Genomic DNA, 16,828 nt, shown 5'->3' on the forward strand with positions numbered 1-16,828 from the left:
CTTCAAAGAAATCATATTGCTTGCGCTATGTTAGTTTGGCTAAGACTGAAAAATTTAGCTTATCAAACAGGTCAAACTATTTACAAGCTCAAGCAGAATTTGCTTTCTAATTATTTAATTGAGCAACTAAAACGTCCAGATATTGCTATGTCTCTTGTGTAGTTTTTGGGCGCTGGGTGCGCGAAGCGCACCATTGCTTGTGCCAGTTGCGTAAGTCCTGTAAAAGTTTACAATTACAATTCAATACTGAATCTTGATGTGTGCCAGAACCTTGCAATGCTTACCTGTTTCTTGTCTTCCTCAACCAATAAATAATACGATAGGCAGTTTAAGCACTATTACTTATTGACAAATTATCCATGATGTTGCGTGTTACTGATAGGGTTAGGGGAATCTCCCAGAGTTAAATATCACCAACACCAAACGTATTGAGATGCAAGTATGCAAGTAATTTCTCATTTGCATCAAAATTATTAATGAGACTTTATTTCATTAATTGAGATTTTAGTATAGACTCTTTTTCAAAAGCTATTGAATAAAATTCTCAATAAAAGGTAGATGTAAAATGACAACTTCTACAAGTCCGCTGTCGGTGGAGCAAGACCTTACTGACTCGCCTTGGTGGGCTGGTAACGCCAGACTCACCAGCTTATCAGGGAAATTACTAGGCGCTCACGTCGCTCATTCTGGTCTGATCGTTTTCTGGGCAGGAGCTATGACTTTATTTGAGCTAGCCCACTTTAATCCAGCAGAACCGATGTACTCGCAAGGCTTAATTTTGCTACCTCATTTAGCTACTGAAGGTTGGGGTGTTGGCGCAAATGGTGCAGTCGTGGATACTTATCCCTACTTTGTAATTGGAGCTTTGCATCTAATTTCTTCAGCCTTTTTGGGTTTCGGAGGAATCTTTCATTCCCTGCGTGGCCCGGAAAAATTGGAAGGTAGAGTTCCTTTCTTTGGCTACGACTGGTCAGACACGGGTAAAATGACCACAATCCTTGGTATACATCTGGTTTTACTGGGTTGTGGTGCATTCTTGTTAGTTGCCAAAGCAATGTACTTTGGGGGTTTGTACGACCCAAATGTTGAAAATGTGCGGGTAATTACAAATCCTACGTTAAACCCAGCCGTCATTTTTGGTTATCTGTTTGGCGCAATTAGGAAATTTTGGATTGCTGGTGTTGACAACCTAGAAGACGTGGTTGGCGGACATATTTGGGTTGGTGCAATATTGATTATTGGTGGACTTTTCCACATAGCTACTAAGCCCTTTAGTTGGACGCATCCACTATTTGTTTGGTCTGGAGAAGCTTATCTCTCATACAGTCTGGGCGCTTTGGCACTGATGGGCTTTATTGCAACTCTCTTTGTATCAGTAAACACCACTGTATATCCTGAAGTTTTTTATGGGCCGGCGCTCGTGGTTAGACAGAATATCGTGCCGTACTTTTCATCACCTGACCCTGACCTTGTAACTGCCCGGACTTGGTTAGCTAATGCCCATTTTTGGTTAGCTTTCTTCTTTCTCCAAGGTCATATCTGGCACGCTTTGCGGGCGCGTGGGTTCGATTTTCGCAAAGGTAGGGTGAGTCAGGAGGCGGTAATTCCGCAACCAATTAGCTAAATTCGATTTAATGCAATAGATTTGTAATTGCCTGGAAGCATAAGCTCAACAATATTGCTAAATATTCTCAAGGAGTTTTGGAAATGACAGCAGTAATTGAAGATAGCCCATATAAGCAACAGATACCTGATGTTGGTTGGTGGGCTGGTAACTTTCGTCTCACTAATTTATCGGGAAAATTATTAGGCGCTCATATTGCCCATTCTGCATTGATTTTGTTATGGGCTGGAGGGATGATGCTGTTTGAATTGTCGCGCTTTAACCCTAATGAGCCAATGTATGAGCAAGGGTTAATCATACTGCCTCATCTAGCAACTCTAGGTTTGGGTGTCGGTGCTGGTGGGCAAGTTATTAGCACCTATCCCTACTTTGTAATCAGCGTCTTGCATCTGATACCTTCAGTGATTCTGGCAGCCGGTGGTATTTATCACTCTCTGCTAGGTCCAGAAGTGTTACAAGATAATCCCACTTGGGCTGGATTTTTTGGCTACGACTGGAAAGATAAGGATAAGATGACAACCATCTTGGGCATTCACCTAACGCTTTTAGGTTTGGGTGCTTTGGCTTTAGTTGCTAAGGCGGTATTTTGGGGTGGACTATTTGATCCTTGTGCTGCTGGCGGTGGAGATGTTAGGGTAATCAATCATCCGACACTTAACCCATTCCGCATTTTTGGCTACTTATTTGGGGCTTGGGGTTCAGAGGGATTGGCTGCTGTTGATAACTTGGAAGATGTTGTTGGCGGTCACATCTGGGTTGGTTTGATGTTAATTGGCGGTGGTATTTTCCACATTTTGACTAAGCCATTTGCTTGGGCACGCCGAGTTTTGATTTACTCAGGGGAAGCGTATTTATCTTACAGCATTGGTGCTGTAGCATACATGGGCTTTTTAGCAGCATATTTTGCATCAGTCAATAACACTGTCTATCCCGAAGTTTTTTATGGGCCAGTTAGAGCTATAGAAACTTCTGCTGGTATAGTTTCTGCTCGTGGTTGGTTGGTAACTTTCCATTTTGTCCTAGCGCTCATATTTCTGTTAGGTCACATTTGGCACGCTCTCCGCGCTCGTGCGATCGCAGGCGGATTTGATTTTAAAAATGGTGATATGGTTCAGCCTCCACGGGTAAATCGCCAAACGAGTAATCAAGTAACCGTAGTCAATTCTTCCGATCTGACGCTGAAGTTTCTCAAATACTTGCCAATTTACCGCCCTGGTATATCTGCTCTGTGGCGGGGATTAGAAATTGGTATGGCTCATGGTTACTGGCTAGTTGGCCCCTTTGCTACGTTAGGTTCATTAGGTTTATTACGCAATTCTAATGTGGGCAGCTTGGTTGGTTTACTAGCCACAGGCAGTTTGATTATCATCCTGACAATTGGTTTTTCGCTTTATGGCACTACTAGCTACGAAAGACAACAGGAAATCTATTCACGATCGGTTTCGGTTGCAACAGTTGCCAAAGTACCACAGAGCATCAATACTGTCGCCGAATGGAGTCAATTTACTGAGGGCTTTTTGATTGGTGGAATTGGTGGAGCAATCTTCGCTTATCTGCTATTGACTAGTGTTGCTTTATTCGGTGCGATCGCAATTAACTCGATTTAGTATCCATGATGTAAAGACGTAGCATTCTACGTCTTTACAGTCAAGTATCTAGTGAAATTAAGTACTGATTAAATCAGTATTTATATCAATAAACCCACCTAGTGAGAAATGCACACATACGGCAATCCCAATGTCAACAAGTTAATAATTAGATTGCTTAGGCGATGACATATTGATTTATGTCTTAGTTATTTTAGTTTCACTCAACACAGCTAAATAATATTTCATGCCTGCGGTTAAAAGCAGTTGACTCCGGGCATTTTATTTCTAATCTTTAGGAGGATGACTTATGCTGGCTACAATTTTTTGTGCTTCATTTGCTTGGGGCACTTTGATTTTCTTTGTTTTGAGTATCTGGTTTACCTTAAAACAAGGGATAAATCATTTAAAAAAGCTACATGAAATTCCTTGTCATGCTTGTGAATATTTCACTAACGACTATCGTCTTAAGTGTACTGTACATCCAATTAAAGCTTGTTCTGAGGAAGCGTTCGGCTGTCTTGACTTTGAACCTCAAACTTCTTTCTGTAATGCTTGTCAAAAGGGTGCGCGAAAGCTTTGTTAAAATTTTCCAATTAGATAATTTCTAATCCCTAATACTCTAAATACTTATGAACCGACAACCTGATTTCCTATCCGAACTATGTGATTTTCTATATCCTCGTAGTCCATATTATGGGCAATTTAAACCAGAGTATCTAGTATTTAACGCTAATCTTCAAGATTTTTCTCAACGGGTAAGCTACATTTGCAGCCTCCAAACTAGTGGTAAACTTTCCCCAGAAGAGGCTTACAAACAAATTCACATTCTCTGGAGACAGTTGAAAAGTGCCAAAAAAGAATTGGAAATTCGCTAAATAGAATGAAAATTGTATCTGGCTGCGATCGCGAGTATTTTTAACAAAATGCAAAAAAGCTACATTGACTGATTGATATGGGAATAAATTTCTACTAAAAAAATTAAGTATGTGAAAACAACAATCATTTACACCCAAACTTCTAACAGACGCGATTAATCGCGTCTCTACTTTTATGCTTCTTCGGAATTATCTCTTTTATGTCCTGGGGATGCTTCGTAAAGTGCATCAAGATGTTGACGCGCATCTTCAACGTTAATTGAACGCATTATCAAAAGTGGCTCTTTAATTAAGTTTCCAGCGCTATCTAATAACTCTGGATGGGGTACAAATTGTCTCTTTGATGAATAATAACCATAGTTGCCTTGGTTATTCATTGGCGAGGAATTCGTCGGGTAAGTTCGCTCCCGATCGAAACTGAACATAATCAGGTTACGAATTAAGTTGCCAACAGCTATAAATGCAAGGATTGTAAAAGCAAGAATGTAAAGCAGATGTAACATTGGATTTTCCTCCAGAACAGGAATTTTTTAAACTTTATTTTGTAACGCTTTGTTTCGCCGATACTGTGACTCACAGTTAAGACGAGTATTCTACGCACTCTTCATGCGCTTACATTTATATGGAGCTATTTGTCAACCGTTATTCCACTTACGGTAGCATAGGATACATTATTTTGTTAATCCAGATAATGTTAAGAAATTGTTAAGACTTTTCTACTATCTTTTTAACGACTGATTTACCATCTTGCGTAGACGCTTCCTTGGCTAGTCTTGAGACATCGCTAAGTTATCAGCCGAAATTTAGCGCTTAGACTTCACGTCCTTGACGAAAGCGCATTGCGACATTCCAGCATTCTGTTACTAATTCATGCCAAGGCATTAATGTTGCCATATCAATTCCGACTTGTTTATCAGTTGCATTAAATAGCATCTTCGCCGTATTTAGTTCATCCTGCGCTTGCTTAACCCGCAAGAGCAAGTCAGATTGCTCTTGGTGACTCATAAATGAGAGTTCCTCAGTTTCGAGTAAATGGCGCGATCGCGTAAACCAATGCTGAAAATCTTCCAGCAGCGGATCTAAAACAGTTTTCAGCAACTCTGGCCCTGGTAAATTTGAGTCTGACATAAATGAGTGAGATATTTCAAACTTGCTTACTAATATTAACGTTATTTACGTTTCTTAATACTTTTTGGGTTTCTCTCATAATTTCGTGATGTAAAAATTTGTAACAAAGGGCACACAATTTATTATATAGTCTTGATATCTGGTTTGTACAGTGCCCTTGGAGAGGTAACTATAGGTATATATGACACCGAGTTGCAATTCATAAGCTAATTTAGCGATGTCTACGACGGGCTACGCCTACGCGGGCAATTCTGAATTTGACACTCAGGTAAGAAATCAAAAATTTATCTTTATCTTTGGATTGAAAAAGAATTCAGGAGTCAAAATTCAGGACTCAGAATCAAAATAGTGGGGGATTCAAACCCGCCACCTAGAAACACCATTAAAGAAAACATATTTAGTGGAGTCTTAAACCCCTTTATTTATTACGCCATTACTTCGACAAACTCAGTAACCATCGGATTCCAATTCATTCTGAATTCTGAATTCTGACTCCTGAATTCTTTCTTGATAGCTTAACTGGCAAAAACCAAAGTCGTTATAGTTGAGTAAGCCTACAGATTCAGATAAATCACCTTTTGTAATCACCTCGCCAACGATTCAGCAGCCAATGTCGCCAAATTCATCAAATCAGTCACAACAGTCAGAACAAGTTGAAAAAATCTATTTACCGCGTACCAGCGAATCGGAGAACTTAAAAAAGATTCGCCACACTGCTTCCCATGTTATGGCAATGGCGGTACAAAAGCTGTTTCCCAAGGCGCAAGTTACAATCGGCCCTTGGATTGAAAACGGTTTTTACTATGACTTCGACAGTCCAGAACCATTTAGCGAAAACGATCTCAAAGCCATCAAAAAAGAGATGGCGAAGATTATCAACCGCAAATTGCCAGTAATTAGGGAAGAAGTCAGCCGCGAAGAAGCCGAACGCCGGATTCAGGAAATTAAGGAACCTTACAAGCTAGAAATTCTGGCAGATATCAAAAACGAACCAATTACGATTTACCATCTGGGGAATGAATGGTGGGATTTGTGTGCCGGGCCTCATCTGGAAAATATCAGTGAACTAAACCCGAAAGCAATTGAACTAGAAAGCGTTGCTGGCGCTTATTGGCGTGGGGATGAAACTAAAGCCCAATTACAACGCATCTATGCCACCGCCTGGGAAAGCCCAGAACAACTCGCTGAATATAAGCGACGTAAAGAAGAAGCGCTGCGGCGAGATCACCGGAAACTGGGTAAGGAACTGGGATTATTTATATTTTCCGATCTAGTAGGGCCGGGTTTACCTTTGTGGACACCCAAAGGCACTCTGTTACGGAGTACTTTAGAAGATTTCCTCAAACAAGAACAGGTAAAACGGGGTTACTTATCTGTAGTAACACCTCACATTGCCAGAGTAGATTTATTTAAAACCTCTGGACATTGGCAGAAATATAAAGAAGATATGTTCCCCTTGATGGCAGACGATCAAGAAGCTGCTGCACAGGAACAGGGCTTCGTGATGAAGCCGATGAATTGCCCCTTCCATATCCAAATATATAAGAGTGAGTTGCGCTCTTATCGGGAACTACCGATGCGACTGGCGGAATTTGGTACTGTTTACCGCTACGAACAATCAGGCGAATTGGGGGGTTTAACACGGGTGCGCGGTTTTACTGTAGATGATTCTCACCTGTTCGTCACCCCAGAACAACTAGATAGTGAATTCCTCAGTGTGGTGGATTTGATTTTGTCGGTGTTCAATAAGCTGCAACTGAAGAACTTTAAGGCTAGACTCAGTTTCCGCGATCCTGCTAGTGATAAGTACATTGGTAATGATGAAGTTTGGGACAAAGCCGAAGGTGCGATTCGCCGTGCAGTTGAAACTTTGGGGATGGAACACTTTGAAGGGATTGGAGAAGCGGCTTTTTATGGCCCCAAACTTGATTTTATCTTTAGTGATGCCCTAGATCGGGAGTGGCAATTAGGAACTGTGCAGGTAGATTACAATTTGCCAGAACGCTTTGAGTTGGAATACGTCGCCGAAGATGGTGTTCGCAAACGTCCAGTAATGATTCACCGTGCGCCTTTTGGTTCGCTGGAACGGCTAATTGGGATCTTAATTGAAGAATATGCGGGCGATTTCCCTTTGTGGTTAGCGCCAGTGCAAGCTAGATTACTCCCAGTGGGTGATACACAGCTAGACTTTGCAAAAGATGTGGTGGCGAAGATGCGTGCATTGGGTATCCGTGCAGAAGTTGATACCAGTGGCGATCGCTTGGGTAAACAGATTCGCAATGCAGAGAAAGAAAAAATACCCGTGATGGCTGTGGTGGGAGCTAAGGAAGTGGAAACTAACACCTTAAGTATCCGTACCCGCGCCTCTGGGGAATTGGGAGTTATAGCTGTAGATGAGGTGGTAGATAAGATGAAAGATGCGATCGCTAAGTTCGAGAATTTCTAAAATCTAACCTTGATAATTTCTAAAATCTAACCGCAAGCGCACACTAATCATATATTGGTGTGCGTTTTGTCTAGCTGGTAGGTTTTGGGAAGGTGCGATCGTAACGTATTTAATTATCAAAGATTCATTAATGGAGTTCAAATACTCGTTAACGGAGATAAAAGGTGGATTCATCCAGTTCAAATACTCATTTTAATTTTAACTTTTCACAGGATTTGGAAGGTCAGAAAGTATCACAGACAACAAAAGTTTTCTCAATCACCGCACCCAAGAAAACTTTTCGAGTTATTCAAGACTGATAGGATTGATTTAAAGATTTGTGGAATCTGCTCTTCCTAAACAGACTGGACTTGCATAAATTACTATCAACAATTGTTGATTTACATCATGAACCGCTTTACCTCTATTTTGCTGGCTGGCTTGATAGCATCTGCATCAGCTTTAGCTATTTCTCCAAAAGCTGAGGCTAATACACCAGCGTCTTATCTTGCTGAGTTAGATAGCTACAGCTATCAACGCAACGATGATGGTAACTACGAACGTCATAGTCGTCACCATAGAAATGATGACTATGACCGCCAGAACGACCTTCGCGACGTTCGTGACAATAATAATCGCTATGAGCGCGATCGTAATCGGCGCTATGAACGCGATCATAACCGCCGCTATGAACGCGATCATAATCGCCGCTATGAACGCGATCATAACCGCCGCTATGAACGCGATCATAATCGCCGCTATGAACGCGATAATAATCGCCGCGATGAGCGCGATAATAACCTTCGCAACATTCGCTTTCGATATGAACGCGATCGCGACTGGGGACGTGGTTAATCCTTTTGCCTATTTATTAAGCTTAGTTCCAAGTGAACTGAGCATTGATTCTACTTGATCGTAGGACAGACACAATCTCTTTTTCCACTCATTCCAATATCTGACTTTTCACTCTTATCTAGAAAACCTCGCTTTTATTCCCTAGTAAGGAAGCTTGCTCAGGGGTTAGCTTTTCTACATGAGGTGAAAGGTCAGATTTTTATGAAATCAAGAATTTACCCTTAGCCTAGACTCATTAATGGAGTTCAAAGGCTCATTAATGGAGTTCAAAGGCTCATTAATGGAGTTCAAAGGCTCATTAATGGAGTTCAAAGGCTCATTAATGGAGCTAAAAGGCTCATTAATGGAGCTAAAAGACTCATTAATGGAGCTAAAATACTCATTAATGGAGCTAAAAGACTCATTAATGGAGCTAAAAGGCTCATTAATGGAGTTCAAAGGCTCATTAAGGAAGCTAAAATACTCATTTTAGAGTGTTCCAAAAAATAAATGATCCAAAATCCGTCATTGCGAGCGAAGCGAAGCAATCGCAAAGACTGGGATTGCTTCGCTTCGCTCGCAATGACAATTGAGCATTTTTTTACTTGGAGTACTCTTAAATAAATCAAAAATTTCCCCTCAGACTATAAGTCTCTTTCTCAATTACGAATTACGTTAGCATCGCGGGGCGTAGCCCATTACGAATTAGGAATTAATATCACGCCCTTGGTCGCAACAATTGCACAAAGGTATCACTCACAGTATGGTCTTTGGTATCAGCGGCGTATTGAACTAATTTTTCCTTCAGCTCTTTCGCAGCATCTAAAGGTAGTAGTGTTGCTAGCAAAAAGTAGACACCACGAAAACGGGGGTCGTCCATGTGGTCAAGAAGACGGTTTTTAGCTTCCTCACTCTCGCCAAGAAAGTTCTGCACCAAAAAGAAATCCATAATCTTGTCGTGGCGGAAATACCATTCTCTCTTGGCTTCGCCTTTTTCGTCTTGCCACTGACGGCTGACAACCATTTTATATTTATCGTCTTCCAATGACTGTAATACCTGGTAAAATTCATCCGCAGGTAACGCTTGCTCATCCTTCAACCGCATTTGATAGACAGCATCGGAGAATTTTTTCAGTGGAAATTCCTGGTTCCACTCTTGCAAATATTCAGCTGCCATCAAATTATATTGATGTTGTTGTAAGTGAAACAAATCGGGGTATTCGCCTTGGGATAGCATCAGGGCTACCACAGTTAAATCCATTGGATTAGAGAGAACTTTCTCAATCGCGCTTAATTCTTGTGGTGATTGCTGATTACTGAGGGCTTTGGTTAAAAAACTAGCAGTGGCTTGCTCATAATTAGTAGCTTGAACTTTGGCATTTTTGGGCAGTCGTGGCTGACGGGAAATCAGAAATTGCTGAATTTGTGGTTCTTCAAGGGGGAGCAATTTATATATTTTGGCTGTTGAGGGTGGTATCCACTCTAGGGGTTGGGTGGTCATGATGATGTTACCCCGGAAATAGCTTTCGGCAAACTGACAGATTTTTGCCCTAGTGTCGGCGGTAACTTCATTGAGTCCGTCAATGCAAATATCTAATGCGCCACTGTAAATTAAATTCTTGAGAAAATCAGCATCTTGTGCTTGTCCGTGCAGCTTGGCTTGAATTGCCTCAATTACCCCTTTGTCACACTTGTGGGCAGGTAGATAAACCACAAGCCGCCCAGAAGTTTTTACCAAATAACGCAGAAACATCGACTTACCCAAGCCAGAATCACCTTCCAAGATGACTTGTCCTTTAATGTTAGGTAGCACTTGGGTAATTGGTACGGGTTCGTCTACACCGGGAACCTTCACTTTAGAGTTTGGAAAGTAAGCTTCGGGGTTAAAATTATCTAACCCGGCATCGGCTAGTAGGGAAAACTTGAAGGGTTCAAATAACTTTTCACGGAAGAAGGGAACCCAGGTGAGAATTAAGCCGACGTAGCCGACACCGAGAATGCGCCTCACCCAAGGATTCCAGAAAAAGATGGCTTGAACTTGGGGAAATTTGGGATAAGCGAAGATGAGGACTAGCCAAAAGGCAGCATGAATCAAAATAGTAGTTCTGGCGTTGAGAAACCACTGCCAAGTTTTGAGATTAACTATGACTGATTGCAGCGAATCAGCTTCGTTGTAGCCAGCGTTTTTGAGGTTGTTGTAGTGAGTTTCTAAAATAACAATATCTTGTGGTTGCCAAGAGACTTTTCTCGCAACTATAGCAATTTGCTTTGCTAAGTCTTCCCGTAATCGTGCTAAACCTTGGCTAGGTTCCCAGACTTGGGCAAAGATTTTGAGAGTTTTATCACCGCGATCGTGGCTTAATTGAGTAGGAATTGTTTTAGGGTCAGGAAAACCCAGCCATGTAAGCAGGGTTTTTACTTCATCAGTGCCGCCACCCAGGAAATAGCTTAAAAATCGCCACTGTTCAAATTCTGATTGACCTGCGTAATAGATACTATCGAGAATTACAACAATATTATTCAGGTTGAGTTGTTCTATCTTCCCCAACGCCTCTGTTGCACTAGAACGAACATCTTTATCAACGGATTTATCCTTGAGGATGTCAGCAATGTCTTTGACGTAGGGTTTGGCAGCCTCTCCCAGATTTCCCAATGCCACTACTGCACCGGAACGAACATCTTTATCAACGGATTTATCCTTGAGGATATCAGCGATGTCTTTGACGTAGGGTTTGGCTGTTTCCCCCAGATTTCCCAATGCCTCTGCTGCACTGGAACGAACATATTTATCAACGGTTTTATCCTTGAGGATATCAGCGATGTCTTTGACGTAGGGTTTGGCTGTTTCCCCCAGATTTCCTAATGCCTCTGCTGCACGGGAACAAACATATTTATCAACGGTTTTATCCTTAAGGATGTCAGCAATGTCTTTGATATAAGGTTTGGCTGTTTCCCCCAAATTTCCCAATGCCTCTGCTACACCCGAATTAACATAGGAGCCATCAAAACCAACAATTTTAATGTTCCCTGTCCTAAAGATATCAGTCTTGAGGAAGTCAGCGATGTCTTTAACGTAGGGTTTAGCAGCCTCCCCCAGTTTTCCCAATGCCTCTGCTGCACTAGAACGAACAGAGTCATCTATGGATTTATCCTTGAGGATGTCAGCGATGTCTTTGACATAGGGTTTGGCTACCTCCCCCAGTTTTCCCAATGCCTCTGCTGCACTAGAACGAACAGAGTCATCTATGGATTTATCCTTGAGGATGTCGAGGATGTCTTTCATGTAGGGTTTGGCTACCTCCCCCAGTTTTCCCAATGCCTCTGCTGCACTAGAACGAACAGAGTCATCTATGGATTTATCCTTGAGGATGTCGAGGATGTCTTTCATGTAGGGTTTGGCTGGCTCCCCCAGATTTCCCAATGCCTCTGCTGCGCTGGAACGAGCATATTTATCAACGGTTTTATCCTTGAGGATGTCAGCAATGTCTTTGATATAAGGTTTGGCTGGCTCCCCCAGATTTCCCAACACCTTCGCTGCACTGGCAAGAACACCTTCATCAACAGTTTTATCCTTGAGGATGTCAGCGATGTCTTGAACGTTAGGTTTGGCTACCTCCCCCAGATTTCCCAATGCGACTGCTACAAGGTAGCGAACATATTTATCAACGGTTTTATCCTTGAGGATGTCAGCAATGTCTTTGATGTAGGGTTTGGCAGCCTCCCCCAGATTTCCCAATGCCTCTGCTGCACCATAGCGGACAGAGGAGTCAACGGATTTATCCTTGAGGATTTTGACAGCTTTTAGTGCAATATCCTCTGGTTTCTGAACCACCGATTTCAAATTTTTTAGATCATATTCATTGAATTTATCTAAAGCGGGTTTCTTTACTCCCTCATATCCATCATCAAGGGCAGTAACGATACCGTTAATCTGCCACGCTTCTGGCTTCGGCTTCGGCTGTTCTTTCGCACTTACCCAAGGCAGGGCGAGGAGGAGAGTCAACAGCAGGGTAAAGGGAAAAATGAAAAAGGGCAACGATCGCTTTTTAATTATCTGTAGATGCATTAGTATAATTCGTAATTTCTTTAGTAATAAAGGCTGTTTGTGCCCTTTCCTTGGTAGGGAAAGAGAAGGGAGTTAGGTTTTTTACTAGTAAATCAGGAACCGCTACAGTTATCTTTTTATCGTCTGATAACTCAACCTAGCTAGAAATGGAATATTAATGTAAATACTACAGGAATTTCAAAAGATACGCTCAGAGTATAATAATGAGCTTGCTTGAGCGATGGTGCGACGCCGAATAGCCCGCACTTCTCTACGAGACGCTCCGCGAACGACAAGCTACTTCGGCTGCGCTCAGTACAAGTCAGTGACCATCGTAAACATCGCCTACTCAAACCACTGCACGAGATAATAACAATACCTCGTTTAATTGTTAGCGATCGCTAATGTCTTTTGATAACCTCTGCAAACTCCTGTCCGAAAAACATCCTGCTACCTTTGCCAGTTGGGTATTAGGAACACCGCAAACTTCCGTCAAAGTCCTCAAAACAGAATTGAGCATTGAACCAATTCGTGCTGATTATGTCACATTCTTACAATTACAAGGACGCATTCTCCACCTGGAATTTCAAACCAAACTAGAATCTACGCAACCTCAAGCCTTGTTGCAACAAGTTGTGGGAAAAGTTAGTCAACTTGAGCCAAGACAACGACCAGAAATTTCTGCTTACACCCAAATCTTAGCGGGGTTAAAATACAATCAAGATTTGATTCGACAATTATTTCGGGAGGGTATGATGCGCGAGTCAGTAATTTATCAAGAAATTTTAAGAGAAGGGGAACAACTAGGAGAACAACGAGGAGAACTAAGAGGACGAAAAGCAGAAGGGCAATTGCTCATTCTCCGTCAACTGACTCGAAGGGTGGGAGAATTACCCCAAGAGGTGCTAGACCGTATTGAAACTCTTTCCTTAGAACAATTAGAAAATCTTGGTGAAGCATTGTTGGATTTTCAGGCGATGCCTACGGCGGTAAACTACGCGGATTTAGAAACCTGGTTTGGTACATTAGACGTAGGAGTGAAAATAACGTAGGTACAATTTATGAATTATGCCTACCAAGGATTTTGGGTAACGCATAATTAATTTCACTCCTATGTCTATGAGATGAATTTTTCCATTTGAGCCAATGTCTGATGGCGCTAGGGAAAAAATAGTTTCAGAAGAACGAAAGCGAGTTGAGCTTGTCAGATTGCCACATTAAAGCTCAATTAACTTGAAGCCCCAAGGTTTGAGAGCCGCTAAAGCTATTTCTTCTTTTACACCCTCATAAGCCTCCCATTCCAACGGATGCTCTTTAGGATGTCCGTCGCCGACATTACCTGCAACTTTAATTATCGGACAGTTGGCGATGCGATCGCGCTCCAATCCTCTGGGAATTGCTAGTTCGATTTTGTGCCCGATAAACTTCGCGGTACTATCATTAGCTACAGATTCACGGATTAAACAAATATCACCAGCAGTCCCCCAAGTCGTTTGGTAAATGTGGAGGAATGATATATAAGTTGCAGGTTTGATGGATCTTTTTAGAACGTGCATTATCTGTAATCCTTACACTATGAGTCAAAAATCATAAATCATATAAGTATTTTCTATCACGTTCGTAGGGAAGAATGTTCTTAAATCACATTTTGCACCTAGCCCAGGCGATTAGAAACCGCCTGGTGGAAGATGTGAAGCTTAAAAGACGATAATTGCCCACATACTAGCTCCCAAAGCGATCGCTGCTAGGTGTTGCAGCAGGAGCGATCGCAGTGGTTGCTTGGCAATTTTTTGCGTTAATAACATAGTCATCAACACTGAGAAAATTATCGTTGTACCTTGCAAAAAGGCAATCACAGCCGGATGAGCAACTAATATTGGCAATTGTTCACCACTCAAACCAAGAGTCGCAAAGGTCACGGGTAAAATCCGCCCGCCTTCGCCTAAGCCCAAACGTAGATAGTGAGCCAAATTACCTCCCAACACTAATGGTAGGTAGCCGTAGGCGAGTTCTACAAAGGATCGAGGCTTACGGTTAAAATTGAACGCTTGGATCAAGGCATAAGCCCCAAAGGTAAGAGCTGCTGGAATAATTAACACTAGCAGCGATAATCCCAAGTGCTGCCAAAAATCAGTTAAATCTAGTTGTAGCCCCAACCAAGATTGCAACTCTGGTAAACGATGTAAATATATACCACCCAACAGCAAAAACAATAATGCTACTTCATAAGTGCGGGGTACATGAGTTGTCCACAGTTCAATTCCAGGGGGACGCAAGTTGAACTCAACGGAACGATGGGGACAAGCTTTAAGACAAGTCATGCACAGTACGCAATCTCGGTTATCTTCTAATTGCGCGGGGTGGGAGTATAAAGGACATCCATTGGTTTCTAGCCCTTCGCCTTTTTGCGGCCCACCTTTATAGCACTGATAAGTAGTACAACTGGCAGAACAAATCCCTTGCTGGGCGCGGAGTTCTGTCATTGAAAGTTTGGCAAATAAACCATTCATCCCGCCGATGGGACAGAGATAACGACACCAAAACCGCCGCTCAAAAAGAGCCGAGAAAATCATTGCCCCTGCGGTAATTAATAGCAGCAAACAAGCACTGAGGTAGGCAGTATTTTCTAAATGCCAGAGTTCTTCCCATAAGAAAATTAGGGTAAATAACCCAAACATAAACCATCCGCCCCATTTCTCGCCTTGTTCTCTCGGCCAGCGTTTGAGTTTGCGAGGCCACAGCCAGAGAGATAACTTTTGGGTAATTTCCCCGTAAATCATGAAGGGACAAACAGAACACCAGATACGTCCCAAAAAGGGAAAGAGGAATAGGAAGAAAGGCCACCACCAAGCCCAAAATAGATTTAATACGAAATTGCGATCGCGGGTTTGCGGCCCAATAAATAACACTGCAACAATAATCGCAAAAACTGTTGCAGTAAAACCATAATTAATGCGATCGGGCCACCAGTCACTACGTAAAAACCGCCTTAAAGAAGGATAGGCATTTAACAGATTCACCCGAAATCGTTTTTTCTTAGTTTCAGCTGGCCAGAAAATTTCTTCTGTTAATTCATTCGCACCCTCAGCTTGTACAATCGCTCTTTCTACCAGATTTTTCAATTCTTTGAGGTTGCCAGGAAAATCATAAGACTGGAGGCGACGCAAAGCTTCTGGGGTAATATGCGGTCTAGAAACGCCTCTAGAGCGAGTGTAAAGACTAGTATAATATTCAACTTGTGTCTGAATATCAGCTTTCCGCACCCGTAGCGGTGGTACTTTTATAATGTGACCAATACAGCGTTCAACTGTCGGTTGAGTTTTTTCTGAAACAATCAGAATTCTGGCTTTACTGGGACGAGCTTCGGCTACTGGATCTCCAGAACGACTGACGGAGGTATATGTACCAGTTTTGAGCAACTCCGTCACGGCAGGTAATAATTCTTCGGGCAATTCTTGGATGTTGTTGAGAACTAGAGTACCTTCTCCCAACCATTCCAAAAGTCCTGGTTTGCCGCCAGCACGACCAAATAAATCCGCACCGCTAGTTTGGAGAATCCCACAATTGACTTTAATAATTGGTTCTCGCCGTTTGGGAGAACCAAAGTGGATTAGGGCTGCTATATTGTCTTTTTCTAACCCTGGTTCTCCAAAAATATCTACTGATTTGCGATCGGCAGCTGCTTCTCGAATTTGCTCCCGCAGCCGCACAGCATAGCGACTTGTACCAACAATTCCCCGTTGTGCTTTGGTAACTAAATATGGGCGCAAGGCAATAGAACGTTCTTGTTCATAGCCAAGTGCAGATGTTACCTGAGCTAATTCTTGAGCCAATTGACGCGAAAAAGCCTGAGCAATTTCGGGGTATTGAGTGGTTAATTCCCGAAATTTAGCAGCAGGCACAACCCAGAAGTGACATTCGGTTACTGTAGTAATTGTGAATGGAGTTAATTCATCCAACAGCAATTCTTTGAGTTCAATCACTGCACCGGGGAGAAATCCACAAGCTAAAGCTGGGTTGCTTTGATTGGTGCTATTGCTTTCGAGTTGACCTTCTACAAGAATATAAAGGGCTTCTGGAGAATTGCCTTCACTAACTAAGTCAGTTTCGGCACTTACTACTTGTTCTTCAATTACTTGAGCGATCGCATTTAATACTTCAGGTGAGAGAATTCCTAAACTCGTGCGTTCTTGTAGCCATGTAACCGTTTCTGGAGATGTCATATTTAGTTCTCCCTGTAGGCTGCTGTATAACAAGAATTATCCCTGAAAGGGTATGTCAAAATATCTATATTCAGTGGTTGTGCAT

General features: G+C 42.2%; 14 protein-coding genes and 1 pseudogene. 9 read left to right on the forward strand and 6 right to left on the reverse strand.

The window, feature by feature from the left end; translation table 11 throughout:
• The 5 genes and pseudogenes from V7K44_RS33275 to V7K44_RS22055 all read left to right on the forward strand — a co-directional run.
• Positions 1-162: pseudogene (locus V7K44_RS33275) on the forward strand (IS701 family transposase); the annotation flags it as partial.
• A gap of 403 nt (positions 163-565) precedes the next feature.
• Entirely contained in the window at positions 566-1,624 is a 1,059-nt protein-coding gene (locus V7K44_RS22040; protein WP_334934337.1) for a chlorophyll a/b binding light-harvesting protein, read from the forward strand.
• Positions 1,625-1,707: 83 nt separating this feature from the next.
• Positions 1,708-3,231, forward strand: a complete 1,524-nt coding sequence (locus tag V7K44_RS22045; RefSeq protein ID WP_334934339.1) for a chlorophyll a/b binding light-harvesting protein — start codon at positions 1,708-1,710, stop codon at positions 3,229-3,231.
• Between the two features lie 289 nt (positions 3,232-3,520).
• Positions 3,521-3,796 carry a hypothetical protein gene (locus tag V7K44_RS22050; protein WP_334934342.1) on the forward strand — a complete coding sequence of 92 codons (276 nt, stop codon included), beginning with the start codon at positions 3,521-3,523 and terminating at the stop codon, positions 3,794-3,796.
• A gap of 46 nt (positions 3,797-3,842) precedes the next feature.
• Complete coding sequence (locus V7K44_RS22055; protein ID WP_334934344.1) at positions 3,843-4,088, forward strand: DUF7219 family protein; 246 nt, start codon at positions 3,843-3,845, stop codon at positions 4,086-4,088.
• A gap of 173 nt (positions 4,089-4,261) precedes the next feature.
• Here V7K44_RS22055 and V7K44_RS22060 read toward each other — a convergent pair whose 3' ends face one another.
• The gene (locus V7K44_RS22060; protein ID WP_334934346.1) at positions 4,262-4,591 is read right to left on the reverse strand and encodes a DUF2973 domain-containing protein; all 330 of its coding nucleotides are present in this window, start codon (positions 4,589-4,591) and stop codon (positions 4,262-4,264) included.
• Positions 4,592-4,898: 307 nt separating this feature from the next.
• A complete protein-coding gene (locus V7K44_RS22065) occupies positions 4,899-5,216 on the reverse strand; it encodes a DUF2605 domain-containing protein (protein WP_289798602.1) in 318 nt (105 codons plus the stop codon).
• Positions 5,217-5,826: 610 nt separating this feature from the next.
• Between V7K44_RS22065 and thrS the strand changes: the two genes are divergently transcribed.
• The gene (thrS, locus tag V7K44_RS22070) at positions 5,827-7,662 is read left to right on the forward strand and encodes a threonine--tRNA ligase (RefSeq protein WP_334934621.1); all 1,836 of its coding nucleotides are present in this window, start codon (positions 5,827-5,829) and stop codon (positions 7,660-7,662) included.
• A gap of 3 nt (positions 7,663-7,665) precedes the next feature.
• Here the strand turns inward: thrS and V7K44_RS22075 are convergent, their stop codons facing one another.
• Complete coding sequence (locus V7K44_RS22075; protein ID WP_334934349.1) at positions 7,666-7,836, reverse strand: hypothetical protein; 171 nt, start codon at positions 7,834-7,836, stop codon at positions 7,666-7,668.
• 213 nt (positions 7,837-8,049) lie between these two features.
• Here V7K44_RS22075 and V7K44_RS22080 point away from each other — a divergent pair, with 213 nt between their 5' ends.
• On the forward strand, positions 8,050-8,496 hold the full coding sequence (locus V7K44_RS22080) for a hypothetical protein (RefSeq protein ID WP_334934350.1): 447 nt from the start codon (positions 8,050-8,052) through the stop codon (positions 8,494-8,496).
• Between the two features lie 259 nt (positions 8,497-8,755).
• Positions 8,756-8,968 carry a hypothetical protein gene (locus tag V7K44_RS22085; RefSeq protein WP_334934352.1) on the forward strand — a complete coding sequence of 71 codons (213 nt, stop codon included), beginning with the start codon at positions 8,756-8,758 and terminating at the stop codon, positions 8,966-8,968.
• 225 nt (positions 8,969-9,193) lie between these two features.
• On the opposite strand, the gene V7K44_RS22090 is transcribed toward V7K44_RS22085, so the two are convergent.
• Positions 9,194-12,541 carry a HEAT repeat domain-containing protein gene (locus V7K44_RS22090; protein ID WP_334934354.1) on the reverse strand — a complete coding sequence of 1,116 codons (3,348 nt, stop codon included), beginning with the start codon at positions 12,539-12,541 and terminating at the stop codon, positions 9,194-9,196.
• Positions 12,542-12,924: 383 nt separating this feature from the next.
• On the opposite strand from V7K44_RS22090, the gene V7K44_RS22095 reads away from it, so the two are divergent.
• Positions 12,925-13,572 (forward strand): DUF4351 domain-containing protein, encoded by a 648-nt coding sequence (locus V7K44_RS22095; protein WP_334934356.1) that lies wholly within the window; start codon positions 12,925-12,927, stop codon positions 13,570-13,572.
• A 165-nt stretch (positions 13,573-13,737) separates the two neighbouring features.
• Here the strand turns inward: V7K44_RS22095 and V7K44_RS22100 are convergent, their stop codons facing one another.
• Positions 13,738-14,076, reverse strand: a complete 339-nt coding sequence (locus tag V7K44_RS22100; RefSeq protein WP_289798597.1) for a hypothetical protein — start codon at positions 14,074-14,076, stop codon at positions 13,738-13,740.
• Positions 14,077-14,217: 141 nt separating this feature from the next.
• A complete protein-coding gene (locus tag V7K44_RS22105) occupies positions 14,218-16,743 on the reverse strand; it encodes a sigma 54-interacting transcriptional regulator (protein WP_334934358.1) in 2,526 nt (841 codons plus the stop codon).
• Positions 16,744-16,828: the final 85 nt, after the last annotated feature.

Origin of the sequence: Nostoc sp. (assembly GCF_036917235.1) — a bacterium.
In the GTDB taxonomy this organism is placed as follows: domain Bacteria; phylum Cyanobacteriota; class Cyanobacteriia; order Cyanobacteriales; family Nostocaceae; genus Nostoc.